This window comes from Pseudomonas sp. GW823-FHT06E10, assembly GCF_058794995.1.
The window spans coordinates 58,902-72,067 of the sequence record NZ_JBXAHJ010000021.1 but is presented as its reverse complement, the minus strand read 5'-3'; the positions used below and the strand labels follow the sequence as shown (position 1 = coordinate 72,067).

Sequence of the window (13,166 nt, the reverse complement as noted above, 5' to 3'; positions counted from 1 at the left end):
CTCTCTCCTTTCAGGTGCGCGGACGCGGCTCTTTGGGCATGCCCAGGGCACGCTCGGCGATGATGTTGCGCTGGATTTCGTTGCTGCCGCCGTAGAGGGTGTCGGCGCGGCTGAACAGGTACAGCGACTGCAAACGGGTCAACCGGTAAGGCGCGGCTTCGAGCAATTCCGCCTCGGCGCCGAGGACGTCCATCGCCAACTTGCCGAGGCTGGCGTGCCAGGTCGACCAGAACAGCTTGTAGATGGTCGCCTCTTTGCGCAGCGAACCGTCCTGGCTACCCGAGAGCATGCGCAGCGAGTTGTAGCGCATGATCCGCAACCCGCTCCAGGCTTCGGCCAGGCGCTGACGCAGGATCGGATCGCGGTCGGCGCCATTGGACTTGGCGATGGCGATGATTTCGTTGAGTTCGTTCTGGAACTGCATCTGCTGGCCGAGGGTCGACACACCCCGCTCGAAGCCCAGCAGCGCCATGGCGATCTTCCAGCCTTCGCCCGGCGCGCCAATGATATTGGTGGCGTCGGTGCGGGCATCGTCGAAGAACACTTCGTTGAATTCCGAGGTGCCGGTGAGTTGCTCGATGGGTCGTACGGTTATTTCTGTCTGGGCCATGGGCACCAGCAGGAACGACAGACCGCGATGGCCGACGCTACCCGGCTCGGTGCGGGCGATGACAAAGCACCAGTCCGATTCGTGGGCCAGGGAGGTCCAGACTTTCTGGCCATTGATGATCCAACTGCCGGTGGCTTCGTCCAGCGTTGCGCGGGTCTTGACGTTGGCCAGGTCGGAACCGGCGCCCGGCTCTGAATAGCCCTGGCACCAGAACGACGTACCGCTGACGATCCCCGGCAAAAAACGCTGTTGCTGTTCGACCGTGCCGAATGCGGCGATGGTCGGCCCGGCCAAGCCTTCGCCGATATGCCCCATGCGGCCGGGGCCGCCGGCGCGGGCGTACTCTTCGTTGAAGATTACCTGCTGGGTGATCGACAGGCCGCGCCCGCCATGCTCCGGCGCCCAGCCGACGCAGGTCCAGCCGCCTTCGGCAAGCTTGCGCTCCCAGGCTTTGCGCTCTTCGGGAAACATATGCTCATCACCCGGACCACCGCGAAAACGCAGGGCTTCGAATTCGCCGCAGAGATTGGCGCTCATCCAGTCGGCGACTTCCCGACGGAAGCGTTCGTCCTGCTCGCTGAAACTGATTTTCATGGCTGCTCTCCCAGAATCATCGAAGCAATGCGCTCGCGATGCCAGGCCGGTAGCCCGAGGAAACTCTCGCTGGCGCGGGCGCGCTTGAAGTAGAGGTGCGGGTCGTACTCCCAGGTGAAACCGACGCCGCCGTGTAGCTGGATTGATTCGGACGCGCAGGAGAAGTAGGTCTCGGAGCACTGCGCCTTGGCCAGCGCCGCCGCCAGCGGCAGTTCGGCCGCGACCTGCGGATCACCCTGGGGATCGAGCACTTCCTGGGCCACGCACGCGGCGTAATAACTGGCCGAACGGGCGCATTCGACTTGCAGCATCATGTCGGCGGCACGGTGTTTGAGGGCCTGGAAACTGGCAATCGGGCGACCGAACTGCTGGCGCTCCTGCATGTAGGCCACGCTGAGGTCGAGTACCTGCTGCGCGCCGCCGGTCTGCTCGGCAGCCAGGCCGATGCAGGCCAGTTGCAGGACTCGCTCAAGGTGCGACCAGCCATTCCCGAACTCACCCAGCAGGCAGTCGGCTTCAAGGTACAGGCCCTTGAGCTGGATCCGCGCCTGGCGCCGGGTCTGGTCCATGGTCGGCAGCATTTGCCGTTCTATACCTGCGGATACGGCGTTCACGGCAAACAGGCTGATGCCCTTTTCGCCAGTGGTTCCGGGTTGCCGTGCGGCAATGATCAACAGATCAGCGCCATGGCCATCGAGCACATGCTTGAGGGTGCCGTCGAGGACGAACCCGTCGCCCTCAGCCACCACCGTTGCCTGGACATCGTCGGCGGACCAGCCGTTGGCACTGCTGAACGCCAGGGTCGCGGTCACGCTGCCATCGGCAATCGACGGCAACCAGCGCTGCTTCTGTTGATCATTGGCCGCCAGCAACAGCGCAGGGGTGGCCATGCAGGCGGTGGCGAAAAATGGCGAGCACAGCAAACGCCGGCCCATCTGTTCCAGCAGGATCGTCAGCTCGACAAAGCCGAGGCCCAGGCCGCCATAGGTTTCGGGGATATGAATGGCCGGCCAGTACATTTCCTGGCACAGACGCTGCCAGAGGGCTTCGTCGAAACCCCGTTCGCTGACCATTGCCGCGCGCACGGCGGCAGAATCCGAGACATCGGCGAGGAAACCCTCGGCCGATGCGCGGATCATTTCCTGTTCGTCGCTGAATGCAAACTCCATCGCGGCGCCTTCTGCTCGTTTGGCGGGGCGCGCGTGGCGCAACACCCCTTTGAGCATGAAGTTTGGCGCCGCCCGGACGCGGCAGAATCGTTAGCCTTGCCTAGTCCGAACGGGCGATGTCAAAGTGCGCCTACGCAAGTGAAAAACATGAATCGGCTAAGGATGCAGAACCATGAGCACTGAGCAAGAGACGACTTTCGACGAGCCACGGCTCAGCAGCACGGAAATCCGCATTCTGGGTTCGTTGATCGAGAAACAGGCCACCAGCCCGGAAACCTATCCCCTGACCCTCAATGCCCTGGTGATTGCCTGCAACCAGAAAACCAGCCGCGAGCCAGTGATGAACCTGACGCCGGGCCAGGTCGGTCAGAGCCTGCGCGCCCTCGAAGGACGCGGCTTCGCCAGACTGGTGATGGGCAGCCGCGCCGACCGCTGGGAACACAAGGTCGACAAGGCCCTGGAACTGGTACCGGCGCAGGTCATCCTGACCGGGCTGATGTTTCTGCGCGGCCCGCAGACCGTCAATGAACTGCTAACCCGCAGCGGCCGCATGCAGGAATTCGAAGACACCGAACAGGTGGTGCATCAACTCGAACGCCTGATTGCCCGGAGTCTGGCCGTGCTGATTCCGCGTCAGGCCGGCCAGCGCGAAGACCGTTACACCCACGCCCTGGGCGACCCGGCGGATATCGAAGCGATCATGGCGGCACGGCAAAACCCGGCCGAGCGTGGCGGCAGCGGGGTTTCGGTTGAACGGATCGAAGAACTGGAAGCGCGAATTGCGGCGCTGGAAGAAAGACTTGCCCGGCTCGAATAACCTGGATATTTACCTGACACAACACTCCCACAATGGATCGTGGACCGACGGACATGTGTGATTGACACAAGACTTGCAGGAGCGAGCCTGCTCGCGAAAAACGTCCAGACGACGCGCTCATTCAGACAGCACGCGTTATCGTCGACGTCCATCGCGAGCAGGCTCGCTCCTACAGTGGTTTGACGGTGCGTGTGGTTACTCGCCGTCCCAGTAATCCACCCCGTCCGCCTGCCGGGCCACCGCAACAAAGCCTGACGCATTACCCTCGGCATCCACCTTGAAGTCATCCATCACGGCGTATTTACCGGAATCCGGGTATTCACAGATTTCCGGTGATTGCTGGGTGCTGACGGCCAGGTAGCGCAACTCGCCGTTACTGGTATTGATGATCTGGTGCGCCTTTTCAGGCCCGCCCGGTGGACAGGCGATCACATCACCGGCACGGATTGGAAAGCGTTCGGATCCCAGGCGAACCTGCCCTTCCCCGGCCACGACGTAGAACATTTCCTCATTGACCCGATGACTGTGAAACGGACTGCCGCGCATGCCCGGCTCCAGCACATACAGGCGATAACCCAGTTTTTGCGCCCCCAGTTGCTGACCGACAAGGGCCAGGCGCTGTTGATAGCGACCGGCGGTTTCACCGGTCGGCGCAAACGCTTCGGGTAGCGGCTCAAGTTCGACCGAATCCAGATTGAGAATGGGGGGATGCATGGACACCTCCTAGCTGCGGGCAAACGCCACGGCCTTCTGGAATTGCTCGTCCGTCGGCCGTACACCGGTATAGAGCACAAATTGCTCCAGTGCCTGGATCGCGATCACTTCCAGCCCGGTGATGACCCGCTTGCCTTCGGCACGGGCACGCACGATCAGCGGTGTTTCCGAGGGTATCGCCACCACATCGAAGACAGTTTCCGCTTTTTCGATCACATCAGCCTCAAAGGCCAGTTGATCGGCCTCCGGTCCTCCCGTCATGCCGATCGGGGTGACGTTGACCAGCATCTGCGGGCGACGCCTCCCCAGCTCGGCCTGCCACTCATACCCCAAAGACTGCGCCAGCGCCTGCCCGGCGCGCTCGTTGCGGGCCACGATCAGGCCGTTTTCATAGCCGCCATCGCGCAAGGCACTCGCCACGGCCTTGGCCATGCCGCCGCTGCCGCGCAAGGCAAAGGTCGAGTCCTTGGGCACCTGGTGTTTTTCCAGCAACTGGGCAACGGCGATGTAGTCGGTGTTGTAGGCCTTGAGATGCCCGTCGGTGTTGACGATGGTGTTGATCGATTGAATGGCGGCGGCAGATGCGTCGAGTTCATCCACCAGGGCAATGCAGGCTTCCTTGAACGGCATCGACACGCCACAACCACGAATCCGCAGGGCGCGAATGCCGGCAACAGCACCCGTCAGGTCCTGGCTGGCAAAGGCCTTGTAGTAAAAATTCAAGTCCAGTTGTTCATACAGATGATTGTGAAAACGCAGGCCAAAGTTCCCCGGGCGCCCTGAAAGGGACATGCACAACTGGGTGTCTTTGTTGGGGTTCATCTGCATGGGCAAGCTCCTTCAAATGCACTTTTCGGATGGACGGGATTAGCCCTCCATCGGGTTCTGATCGATCATGTAAGCGTGTTCGCACGGGCCTACACGGGTCGGTAAGAAAGTCGGTACAGACCTTACACAAAATTTACCTCGCGGCCGTGCTGTTTTTCAGAAAAACGCTGTCTTAGAAGTATCCCCGCGACAATCCTTGGGTCTATTGCAGACACAAGCGCCGGGTTGAAGAGCCGAGGTACTATCATGATCCGTAAAGTCCCCACAGTAGCCTTGCTGATCGGCACCCTCGCTATCGCAGGTCAGGCGCAAGCCGGGCATGGTAATGACGCGGCGGTATTTGGAGCGATCGTCGGTACTGCCATCGTCGGCTCGGCTCTGATCAACGCCAACCGCCCGGTCTATGTCGCGCCGCAACCGGTCTACTACCAGCCCGCGCCGGTTTATTACGCACCACCGCCTCCGGTTTACTACCAACCGGCCCCGGTCTACGTGCAACAACCGATCTACTACCGCCCGGCCCCGGTTTACTACGGACCACCCCGTGGTTACTACGGCCCGCCACGCGGCTACTACGGCCGACATTACGGTCGCTGGTAACAGACTCAACCGGCCCCGCTGAAACAGCGGGGCTTTTTTATATCCATTTGTCGGTCCAGGTCTGGATAAATCTCGCCAAGGTCGCTATCGGGACAGTGTCCGTGGCAGAAACAGGCAAGATGGACTCGACCCGATTTCTGCCCTGCGGCACAAAACGGTCATATTTTTGTCATGTCAGTTCCGCAAGCTCGGTGCTGTCCGTCGAAAACAGGTTCATAACAACAAGGACGACCACATGCCAACGCAAAACCCGCACCGCATCGTCGGTCTGTGCACCTCCAGCAAGGTCTACAACGCACTGACCGAACTCAAGCACCTGGAAGGTCATCGCAGCGCCAAGTTTCTCTCGCTGCTGACGCAAAGCCTGGTGCGCAAGGGCCTGCTCAACGAGCAGGAAGTGGTTCATATGCTCGATCAGGTGGTCAGCTGACCGACCAACGGTCGTTTACCCCCTCTGGCATCAATGACCACTATCGAAAACGTTGATTACCCCTCAAGGTACCCGGACCTTAAAGTAACTCCACAGATTGATGGAGGTACTTTTCATGTCCAAGGTTCAGATCATGTCCGTTATCGGCAGCGCCGTCCCCGCACAGCTCAGAGAGCTGGGCATGCTCGCCTGCTGGTACCTGGTGCAGGACGGCGTACAGATCAGCGGCCCGCTCACTTCGCTGCCCGCCGCCCGTGAGCTGTCGCAACGCATCGGCAGCGGCCAGTCCGGCAGGTTCAGCGCCTAAGGCAGCTGCACCCGCGGTTTGGTTTCGATGAAAATGTCCCAGCTCGACATGAACAGGGCCGCGATCAACGGGCCGATGACAAAACCGTTCAGCCCGAAAATCGCCAGGCCGCCCAGGGTCGAGACCAGGATCATGTAGTCCGGCATCCTGGTGTCCTTGCCCACCAGCAATGGCCGGAGCAGGTTGTCCACCAGACCGATCACCAAGACCCCGAACAATACCAGCACCACGCCCTGCCAGATCGCCCCGGTGAGCAGGAAAAACGCCGCCACCGGCACCCAGACTATTCCCGCCCCCACCGCCGGCAGCAACGACAGAAACGCCATCAAGACCGCCCAGAGCAACACGCTGGGAACGTCCAGAAACCAGAAAATCAGACCGCCCAGCGCGCCTTGGGTGATGGCCACCAGCAGGTTGCCTTTCACCGTGGCCCGCACCACACGATTGAACTTGAGCTGCAAACGGCGTTTCTGCTGTTCCTGCAACGGCACCGCCGCACGCACCTTGCGCGCCAGTTCCGCACCGTCACGCAGGAAGAAGAACAGCAGGTACAGCATGATGAAAAAGCTGACGATGAACTCGAACGTGCCCTGGCCGAAACTGAACGCCTTAGAGGCCAGCGCCTGCCCGCCGGTCATCGCGCTCTTGACGATTTTCTCGCGTAGCCCGTTCAACTCGCCCATGCCGAAGCGATCCAGCAGATGCTGGAAATACGGCGGCAGGCTGTGCTTGAACTGCGACACATACCCGGCAATGTCGAGTTCGCCGCTCTCGACGCTTTTGTAGAGTGACGCGCCCTCCTGAACCAGCAAGGCGCTGATGATGATTACCGGCAGAATCGCAATCACCAGGCAAATGCTCAATGTGCACAGCGACGTGAGGTTGCGTTGCCAGCCGAACTTCACTTGCAGCCGGCCCTGCAGTGGCGCAAAGAGGATGCCCAGGATCACCGCCCAGAACGCCGCGCCGTAAAACGGCAGCAGGATCCAGATGAAGGCAGCGCTCACCAGCACCAGCAACACCGTCAGCGATTTGTCTTGTGGGTTCGTTTCGTTCATGTCCGATCCGTGCCAGCCAGTCAGGACGAAAAACTTTCGCCTTGATGTTTAGTCCGCCACGGCTCGCGCGAGTGCCATCGGTTTGTTGATCAGGCATAGATCCAGGTCAATAAACCCTTGGCACAGGGCATTTACCCTGTGCGGCTTTTGCGACCGACACTGCCATGAACCTCACTGCGCCAGAACTGCTCGCCCCCGCCGGCACCTTGAAAAACATGCGTTACGCCTTCGCCTACGGCGCCGATGCCGTGTACGCCGGCCAGCCGCGCTACAGCCTGCGGGTGCGCAATAACGAGTTCGACCACGCCAACCTGGCCCTCGGCATTCGCGAGGCCCAGGCCCGGGGCAAGCGCTTCTACGTGGTGGTCAACATCGCGCCGCACAACGCCAAGCTCAAGACCTTCCTCAAGGACCTTGAACCGGTGATCGCCATGGCCCCGGATGCGCTGATCATGTCCGACCCCGGCCTGATCATGCTGGTGCGCCGACACTACCCGCAGATGCCGATCCACCTTTCGGTGCAGGCCAATACGGTGAACTGGGCCAGTGTCGAGTTCTGGCAGCAGCAAGGCTTGAGCCGGATCATTCTGTCCCGAGAGCTGTCCCTGGAAGAAATCGCCGAGATCCGCGAGCAAGTGCCGGCCATGGAACTGGAGGTGTTCGTGCACGGCGCGTTGTGCATGGCCTATTCCGGTCGTTGCCTGCTGTCGGGCTACATGAACAGGCGCGACGCCAATCAGGGCAGCTGCACCAACGCCTGCCGCTGGAAATACTCGGCGCAACCGGCCACGGAAAACCCGCTCGGCGAGATCGTGCAGCAGTATCAGCCGGAACCCACCCTGGGCATCGGCGCGCCCACCGGGCAGGTGTTCCTGTTGCAGGAAGCCAATCGTCCCGGCGAACAGATGCCCGCCTTCGAAGACGAACACGGCACTTACATCATGAACGCCAAGGACCTGCGCGCCGTGCAGCATGTCGAACGCCTGACCCACATGGGCGTGCACTCCCTGAAAATCGAAGGCCGGACCAAATCCCACTTTTATTGCGCGCGCACCACCCAGGTTTATCGCCGGGCCATCGACGATGCGGTGGCGGGCCGGGCCTTCGACCGCGGTCTGATGACCGACCTGGAGTCCCTCGCCCAGCGCGGCTACACCGAAGGTTTTCTGCGCCGGCATGTACATGACGAATACCAGAACTACCAGAACGGCAGCTCGGTGTCGGAGCGCCAGCAGTTTGTCGGTGAACTGACCGGACAGCGGCGGGATCGCCTGGCCGAGGTCAAGGTGAAAAACCGCTTCGGCCTGGGCGATCACATGGAGCTGATGACGCCCAAGGGCAACTTCCACTTCGATCTGCATCAGTTGCAGAACGCCAAGGGTGAAGCGATCGACGTTGCGCCGGGGGATGGGCATACGGTGTATTTGCCGATACCGGATGCGGTGGATCTGGAGTTTGGGTTGTTGATGCGGGATGTGAGGGGCTGAACATCAGCAACAGTGCCATGTGAACCTGTGGCGAGGGGGCTTGCCCCCGCTGGGGTGCGAAGCAGCCCTAAATCCAGAAGACGCGGTTTTTCTGTACAAGTACTTTCGTCGGGATTACGACGGCTTCGCCGCCGATCGGGGGCAAGCCCCCTCGCCACAAACGCTGCCTTACCCCATTTCTACAGCGATCAATGATTACGCAAATTCCTCGCGGAGCATCGCCACAAACGCCTCACGCGCCGGGTGCACCCCGGCGTTTTCGTGCCAGTAAAACAGGTTGTCGACGGCGGTCAGCTCAGGAAACTCAAACCCTGCGCACCCTGCACCTTTGGCGTATTGGTCAAAGATCCCCTTAGGCACCAGCGCCACGCCGGCCCCGGCGCTGACGCAACCGACAATCGCGCCATAACTGGCCAGGCTGACAATCGGCAGCGCCTGCCCCTTTCGCAACAACCAATGCTCCAGCGCCGCCCGGTACGGACAGCCCTGGGGCCACATGAACACGGTCTGGTCCTGCAAATCACTGATATCCCGCAGCGGCCCCAGGGAGGTCGAGGCGATCAGCAGCAGCTCTTCGCGGTACATCGGCGTGCGCTTGAGGTGCGAACGCTCGACATCCACCGCCACGATGGCGCCGTCGAGCTTGTGGTTGAGTGTGTCGTCGAGCAACTGCCCCCAGGAGCCGGTGGTCAGCTCCAGCGCCACCTGCGGGAAACGCTTGTGGAATTTCGCCAGCAGGCGCGGCAATCGCCCGGTGGCCGACGACTCGATGGCTCCGATGCGCAACGGCCCCGAGGGTTCGGCCGAAGGATCGACCGCGCGCTTGGCCTCGGCGGTGAGGGCAAGAATTTTCGAGGCGTAGGCCAGGAAGGTTTGCCCCGACGGGCTGATGCGCAGCCCTCGACCCTCACGCAAAAACAGCGCGACACCCAGTTCGGCCTCCAGGGCCTTGATCCGGGCCGTGATGTTCGACGGCACGCAATGCAACAGCTCGGCCGCGCGGGCGATGCTGCCGACATCGGCCACGGTCTTGAACATGCGAATCTGAGCCAGCTCCATACATCACCCACAGTGAACGATTAGCGCAGTATAAGTCAGTTGTGGCGAACGATCCGCTTTCTGATACTCGGTGCATCCACCCACAGGTGCACGACCATGACGCCGCTCACACCCTCCCCCGTTTCACCCTGGAAAATCATTCTGGCCATGGCGTTTGTCGTGGCGTGCTGGGGCTACTCCCCGACCGGCATCCATATCGGCTTGCAGGCCTATGACCCGGTGCACCTGGCGCTCCTGCGCTTCCTGCTCGCCTCTGTGTTCATGGCCGTGGTCGCGATGTTCAAGGGCATTCGCCTGCCGAGCCTGCGAGATCTGCCCCTGATGTTCGGCCTGGGCTTCTTTGCCGTGAGCCTGCACCACGTGGCGATCAACTTCGGACAACAGGGTGTCAGCGCCGGCGCTTCGAGCGTCCTGGCCCAGACTACGCCGCTGTTCAGCACGCTAATCGCGCGCTTCGTGCTCAAGGATCAGGTGAGCCTGTGGCGCTGGGGTTGTGTGCTGCTCGGGTTGTTTGGCGTGATGATTGTGGTAGCAGGCGATCATGGCTTGGGCAGTATTGATGCCCACGGCTTGTTGATCCTGCTGGCGGCGGTGTCCTGGAGTCTCTACTTTGCCCTGCAAAAGCATCACACCGGGCGATACGACGGGCTGACGCTGGTGTGTTACACGGTGTGGTCCGGGACTGTGCTGTTGTTGATCTATCTGCCCGGCCTTATGGATCAGGTCGCCCTGGCGCCGCTGCATGTGCAGTTCGCGGTGTTCACCCTGGGGATTTTCCCCAGTGCTCTGGCGTACCTGGCCTGGGCTTATGTGCTGGCGCATGTCGATTTGAGCCGGGCGACGATGACGCTGTATTTGACGCCGCCGACGGCGATGGTCATTGCGTCCTATGCGCTGGGTGAGCGGCCGACATTGATGATCGTGGTCGGCGGGCTGGTGGTGTTGGCAAGTGTGCTGGCGTTGAATCTGGAGCGGCGGGTTGTGGTTGTTCAAACTGTCAGGGTCTAACTCAGGTTTTTCGCTGTCAGGTCTGGCGCTATCGCGAGCAAGCTCGCTCCCACAGGGGAAATGCGGTGCTCACACAATCGGTGTGGGAGCGTGGCTTGCCCGCGATGAACGATAACGCGGTATCACTGACCATCAGCTGGGCGAAAACCGGTCGCGACTGTTGGTCAGGTGCAGCCACATCGCCGCCCGCGCCGCGTCCGGGTCCTGGCGTTTGATGGCGTTGAGAATCGCCTCGTGCTCCAGGTTGGCCAACTGACCGAGCTTGCTCAAGTCCACCGCACCACGCTCGGCGGCATTGACCCGGGTGCGCGGGATCATCGCACTGCCCAGGTGCTGCATGATTTCAGTGAAGCAGACGTTGCCGGTGGCTTCGGCGATCAGCAGATGAAAACGCCGGTCCGCTTCGACACAGCTGTCGTTGTTGGCCAGCAGGTTTTGATAGTCGTCCAACGCTTCACGCATCTGCGCCAGTTGCAGATCGGTGCGGCGAGTTGCCGCCAGCGCCGCCGCCTGGGTTTCCAGCCCCATGCGCAACTCCAGAATACTGCGCACCCCCAACGCCGTATCGACATTCAGCCGCAGCCCCTGCTCCGGAGCGCGCTCGATCACAAACGTGCCAATCCCATGCCGGGTTTCCACCAGCCCCGAGGCCTGCAACTTCGAGATCGCCTCGCGCACCACCGTGCGACTGACCCCGTGCTCCTGAACGATGGTGTTTTCCGACGGCAGCTTGTCGCCGGGCAACATCTGGCCGAGCAGGATGCGCTGGGTCAGTTTCTCCACCAGATCATGGGCCAGGTTGTGGCTGCGCTTGCGGGCAGGTGCTTCGAGGTCTTCTTGCATGGGCGTGTCCGAAATCAGGGCTATCGAATCGTAGCACCGCGCCGGGCGGGAATTCCGAAAAATCTCGCTCAACTTGTATGACAACACTCCACAAAAGCCCATATTTAATCGCTTAAAAGGCCACTCAACACCACCAACAGAATTAAAAACCTCTGAATTGTCGCCATTTCATTGGACAAGCATGGTTGCAACTTCAAAAAACCTAGTTGTATGATGTCTAGCAACAACGCAGCACCCAGCTTCACCCCGCATAAAAATAACGAGTGGGAGAAAACGCAGTGAATACATCCATCTCCGGGATGCACGACGACGCCAGTTCAGCGCTGAAGTCCGCCATCGCCAAAGTCAAAAGACACGTCTTGCCGCTGTTCGTCATCATGTTCATCGTCAATTACATTGATCGCGTGAACATCGGTTTCGTCCGCTCCCACATGGAGCACGACCTGGGCATTGGCGCGGCCGCCTACGGCCTGGGTGCCGGTCTGTTCTTCATCGGTTATGCACTGTTCGAGGTGCCCTCCAACATCCTTCTGCAGAAAGTCGGCGCACGCATCTGGCTGACCCGGATCATGCTGACCTGGGGCCTGGTCGCCGCGGGCATGGCGTTCATCCAGAACGAAACCCACTTCTACATCCTGCGTTTTCTGCTGGGCGTGGCCGAAGCCGGGTTCTTTCCCGGGGTGATCTACTACTTCACCCGCTGGTTGCCCGGCGTGGAGCGAGGCAAGGCGATTGCCATCTTCCTCAGTGGCTCGGCGCTCGCGTCACTGATCTCAGGCCCCCTGTCCGGTCTGCTCCTGCAAATCGAAGGGCTGGGCCTGCACGGCTGGCAGTGGATGTACTTCATCGAGGGCATGTTTTCGGTGGGGTTGTGCGTGTTCGTCTGGTTCTGGCTGGACTCCAGGCCCCACGACGCCAAATGGCTGAGCCGCGAAGAGCAGGACGCACTGGTCAAGGCCATCGACGACGAACAACTGGCCCGGGAAGCCGCCACGCCCATCAAGCCGTCGCTGGGCAAACTGCTCAAGGATCGCCAGATCATCCTGTTCTGCCTGATCTACTTCTTTATCCAGCTGACCATCTACGCCGCGACCTTCTGGCTGCCGAGCATCATCAAGAAGATGGGCCATCTGAGCGATGTCCAGGTCGGGCTGTTCAACTCGATTCCGTGGTTGCTGTCGATTGTCGGCATGTACGCCTTCGCTTCCTTGTCGGCCAAATGGAAACACCAGCAAGCCTGGGTCGCCACTGCCCTGCTGATCGCCGCGGCCGGGATGTTCATGTCCACCACCGGCGGGCCGGTCTTCGCCTTTGTCGCCATCTGCTTTGCAGCACTGGGCTTCAAATCGGCCTCGTCGCTGTTCTGGCCGATTCCCCAGGCCTATCTGGATGCTCGCATTGCCGCTGGCGTCATCGCGTTGATCAACTCGGTGGGCAACCTCGGCGGCTTCGTTGCGCCGACCACTTTCGGCCTGCTGGAAGAGCGCACCGGTTCCATTCAGGGCGGGCTGTACGGCCTGGCCGCGACTTCGATCATCGCCGCCATCATCGTGTTTGCTGCCCGCAACACACCGAAACCCGCACCTGCCGTGGCGCTGGGCAAACCCGCTCCCGACCACGCCTGAATTCTGCTTTTTAAGGA

14 protein-coding genes are annotated in these 13,166 nt (G+C 61.1%); 7 read left to right on the top strand and 7 right to left on the bottom strand.

Annotated features, from left to right (window positions below; genetic code table 11):
* Positions 1-10: 10 nt before the first annotated feature.
* Complete coding sequence (locus tag AC1Q6Y_RS26080) at positions 11-1,204, bottom strand: acyl-CoA dehydrogenase family protein (RefSeq protein WP_492625459.1); 1,194 nt, start codon at positions 1,202-1,204, stop codon at positions 11-13.
* Entirely contained in the window at positions 1,201-2,373 is a 1,173-nt protein-coding gene (locus AC1Q6Y_RS26075) for an acyl-CoA dehydrogenase family protein (RefSeq protein ID WP_492625458.1), read from the bottom strand. Before AC1Q6Y_RS26075 ends, AC1Q6Y_RS26080 begins: the two co-directional genes overlap by 4 nt.
* A gap of 172 nt (positions 2,374-2,545) precedes the next feature.
* Here AC1Q6Y_RS26075 and AC1Q6Y_RS26070 point away from each other — a divergent pair, with 172 nt between their 5' ends.
* Positions 2,546-3,190 (top strand): YceH family protein, encoded by a 645-nt coding sequence (locus AC1Q6Y_RS26070; RefSeq protein WP_492625457.1) that lies wholly within the window; start codon positions 2,546-2,548, stop codon positions 3,188-3,190.
* Between the two features lie 195 nt (positions 3,191-3,385).
* Here AC1Q6Y_RS26070 and AC1Q6Y_RS26065 read toward each other — a convergent pair whose 3' ends face one another.
* Both AC1Q6Y_RS26065 and AC1Q6Y_RS26060 read right to left on the bottom strand, forming a co-directional pair.
* Positions 3,386-3,904, bottom strand: coding sequence for a cupin domain-containing protein (locus AC1Q6Y_RS26065; RefSeq protein WP_057714037.1), 519 nt, complete (start codon positions 3,902-3,904; stop codon positions 3,386-3,388).
* A gap of 9 nt (positions 3,905-3,913) precedes the next feature.
* On the bottom strand, positions 3,914-4,732 hold the full coding sequence (locus AC1Q6Y_RS26060; protein WP_492625456.1) for a shikimate 5-dehydrogenase: 819 nt from the start codon (positions 4,730-4,732) through the stop codon (positions 3,914-3,916).
* A gap of 246 nt (positions 4,733-4,978) precedes the next feature.
* On the opposite strand from AC1Q6Y_RS26060, the gene AC1Q6Y_RS26055 reads away from it, so the two are divergent.
* The 3 genes from AC1Q6Y_RS26055 to AC1Q6Y_RS26045 all read left to right on the top strand — a co-directional run bounded on the left by AC1Q6Y_RS26055 (position 4,979) and on the right by AC1Q6Y_RS26045 (position 6,069).
* Positions 4,979-5,332, top strand: coding sequence for a hypothetical protein (locus AC1Q6Y_RS26055; protein WP_057714035.1), 354 nt, complete (start codon positions 4,979-4,981; stop codon positions 5,330-5,332).
* A 235-nt stretch (positions 5,333-5,567) separates the two neighbouring features.
* Positions 5,568-5,762, top strand: coding sequence for a hypothetical protein (locus AC1Q6Y_RS26050; protein WP_008052996.1), 195 nt, complete (start codon positions 5,568-5,570; stop codon positions 5,760-5,762).
* A 115-nt stretch (positions 5,763-5,877) separates the two neighbouring features.
* Positions 5,878-6,069, top strand: coding sequence for a hypothetical protein (locus AC1Q6Y_RS26045; protein WP_057714034.1), 192 nt, complete (start codon positions 5,878-5,880; stop codon positions 6,067-6,069).
* Here AC1Q6Y_RS26045 and AC1Q6Y_RS26040 read toward each other — a convergent pair.
* Positions 6,066-7,127 carry an AI-2E family transporter gene (locus AC1Q6Y_RS26040; RefSeq protein WP_429522278.1) on the bottom strand — a complete coding sequence of 354 codons (1,062 nt, stop codon included), beginning with the start codon at positions 7,125-7,127 and terminating at the stop codon, positions 6,066-6,068. The genes AC1Q6Y_RS26045 and AC1Q6Y_RS26040 overlap by 4 nt on opposite strands.
* Positions 7,128-7,291: 164 nt before the next feature.
* On the opposite strand from AC1Q6Y_RS26040, the gene trhP reads away from it, so the two are divergent.
* Positions 7,292-8,614: a prephenate-dependent tRNA uridine(34) hydroxylase TrhP gene (trhP, locus tag AC1Q6Y_RS26035; RefSeq protein WP_407515711.1), complete on the top strand. Its 1,323-nt coding sequence runs from the start codon at positions 7,292-7,294 to the stop codon at positions 8,612-8,614.
* A gap of 195 nt (positions 8,615-8,809) precedes the next feature.
* Here trhP and AC1Q6Y_RS26030 read toward each other — a convergent pair whose 3' ends face one another.
* Positions 8,810-9,673, bottom strand: coding sequence for a LysR family transcriptional regulator (locus tag AC1Q6Y_RS26030; protein ID WP_150814226.1), 864 nt, complete (start codon positions 9,671-9,673; stop codon positions 8,810-8,812).
* A 96-nt stretch (positions 9,674-9,769) separates the two neighbouring features.
* Between AC1Q6Y_RS26030 and AC1Q6Y_RS26025 the strand changes: the two genes are divergently transcribed.
* On the top strand, positions 9,770-10,681 hold the full coding sequence (locus AC1Q6Y_RS26025; RefSeq protein ID WP_492625455.1) for a DMT family transporter: 912 nt from the start codon (positions 9,770-9,772) through the stop codon (positions 10,679-10,681).
* A gap of 132 nt (positions 10,682-10,813) precedes the next feature.
* Here AC1Q6Y_RS26025 and AC1Q6Y_RS26020 read toward each other — a convergent pair whose 3' ends face one another.
* Positions 10,814-11,524, bottom strand: coding sequence for a FadR/GntR family transcriptional regulator (locus AC1Q6Y_RS26020; protein WP_090456787.1), 711 nt, complete (start codon positions 11,522-11,524; stop codon positions 10,814-10,816).
* A gap of 278 nt (positions 11,525-11,802) precedes the next feature.
* On the opposite strand from AC1Q6Y_RS26020, the gene AC1Q6Y_RS26015 reads away from it, so the two are divergent.
* Entirely contained in the window at positions 11,803-13,149 is a 1,347-nt protein-coding gene (locus AC1Q6Y_RS26015) for an MFS transporter (RefSeq protein ID WP_492625454.1), read from the top strand.
* Positions 13,150-13,166: the final 17 nt, after the last annotated feature.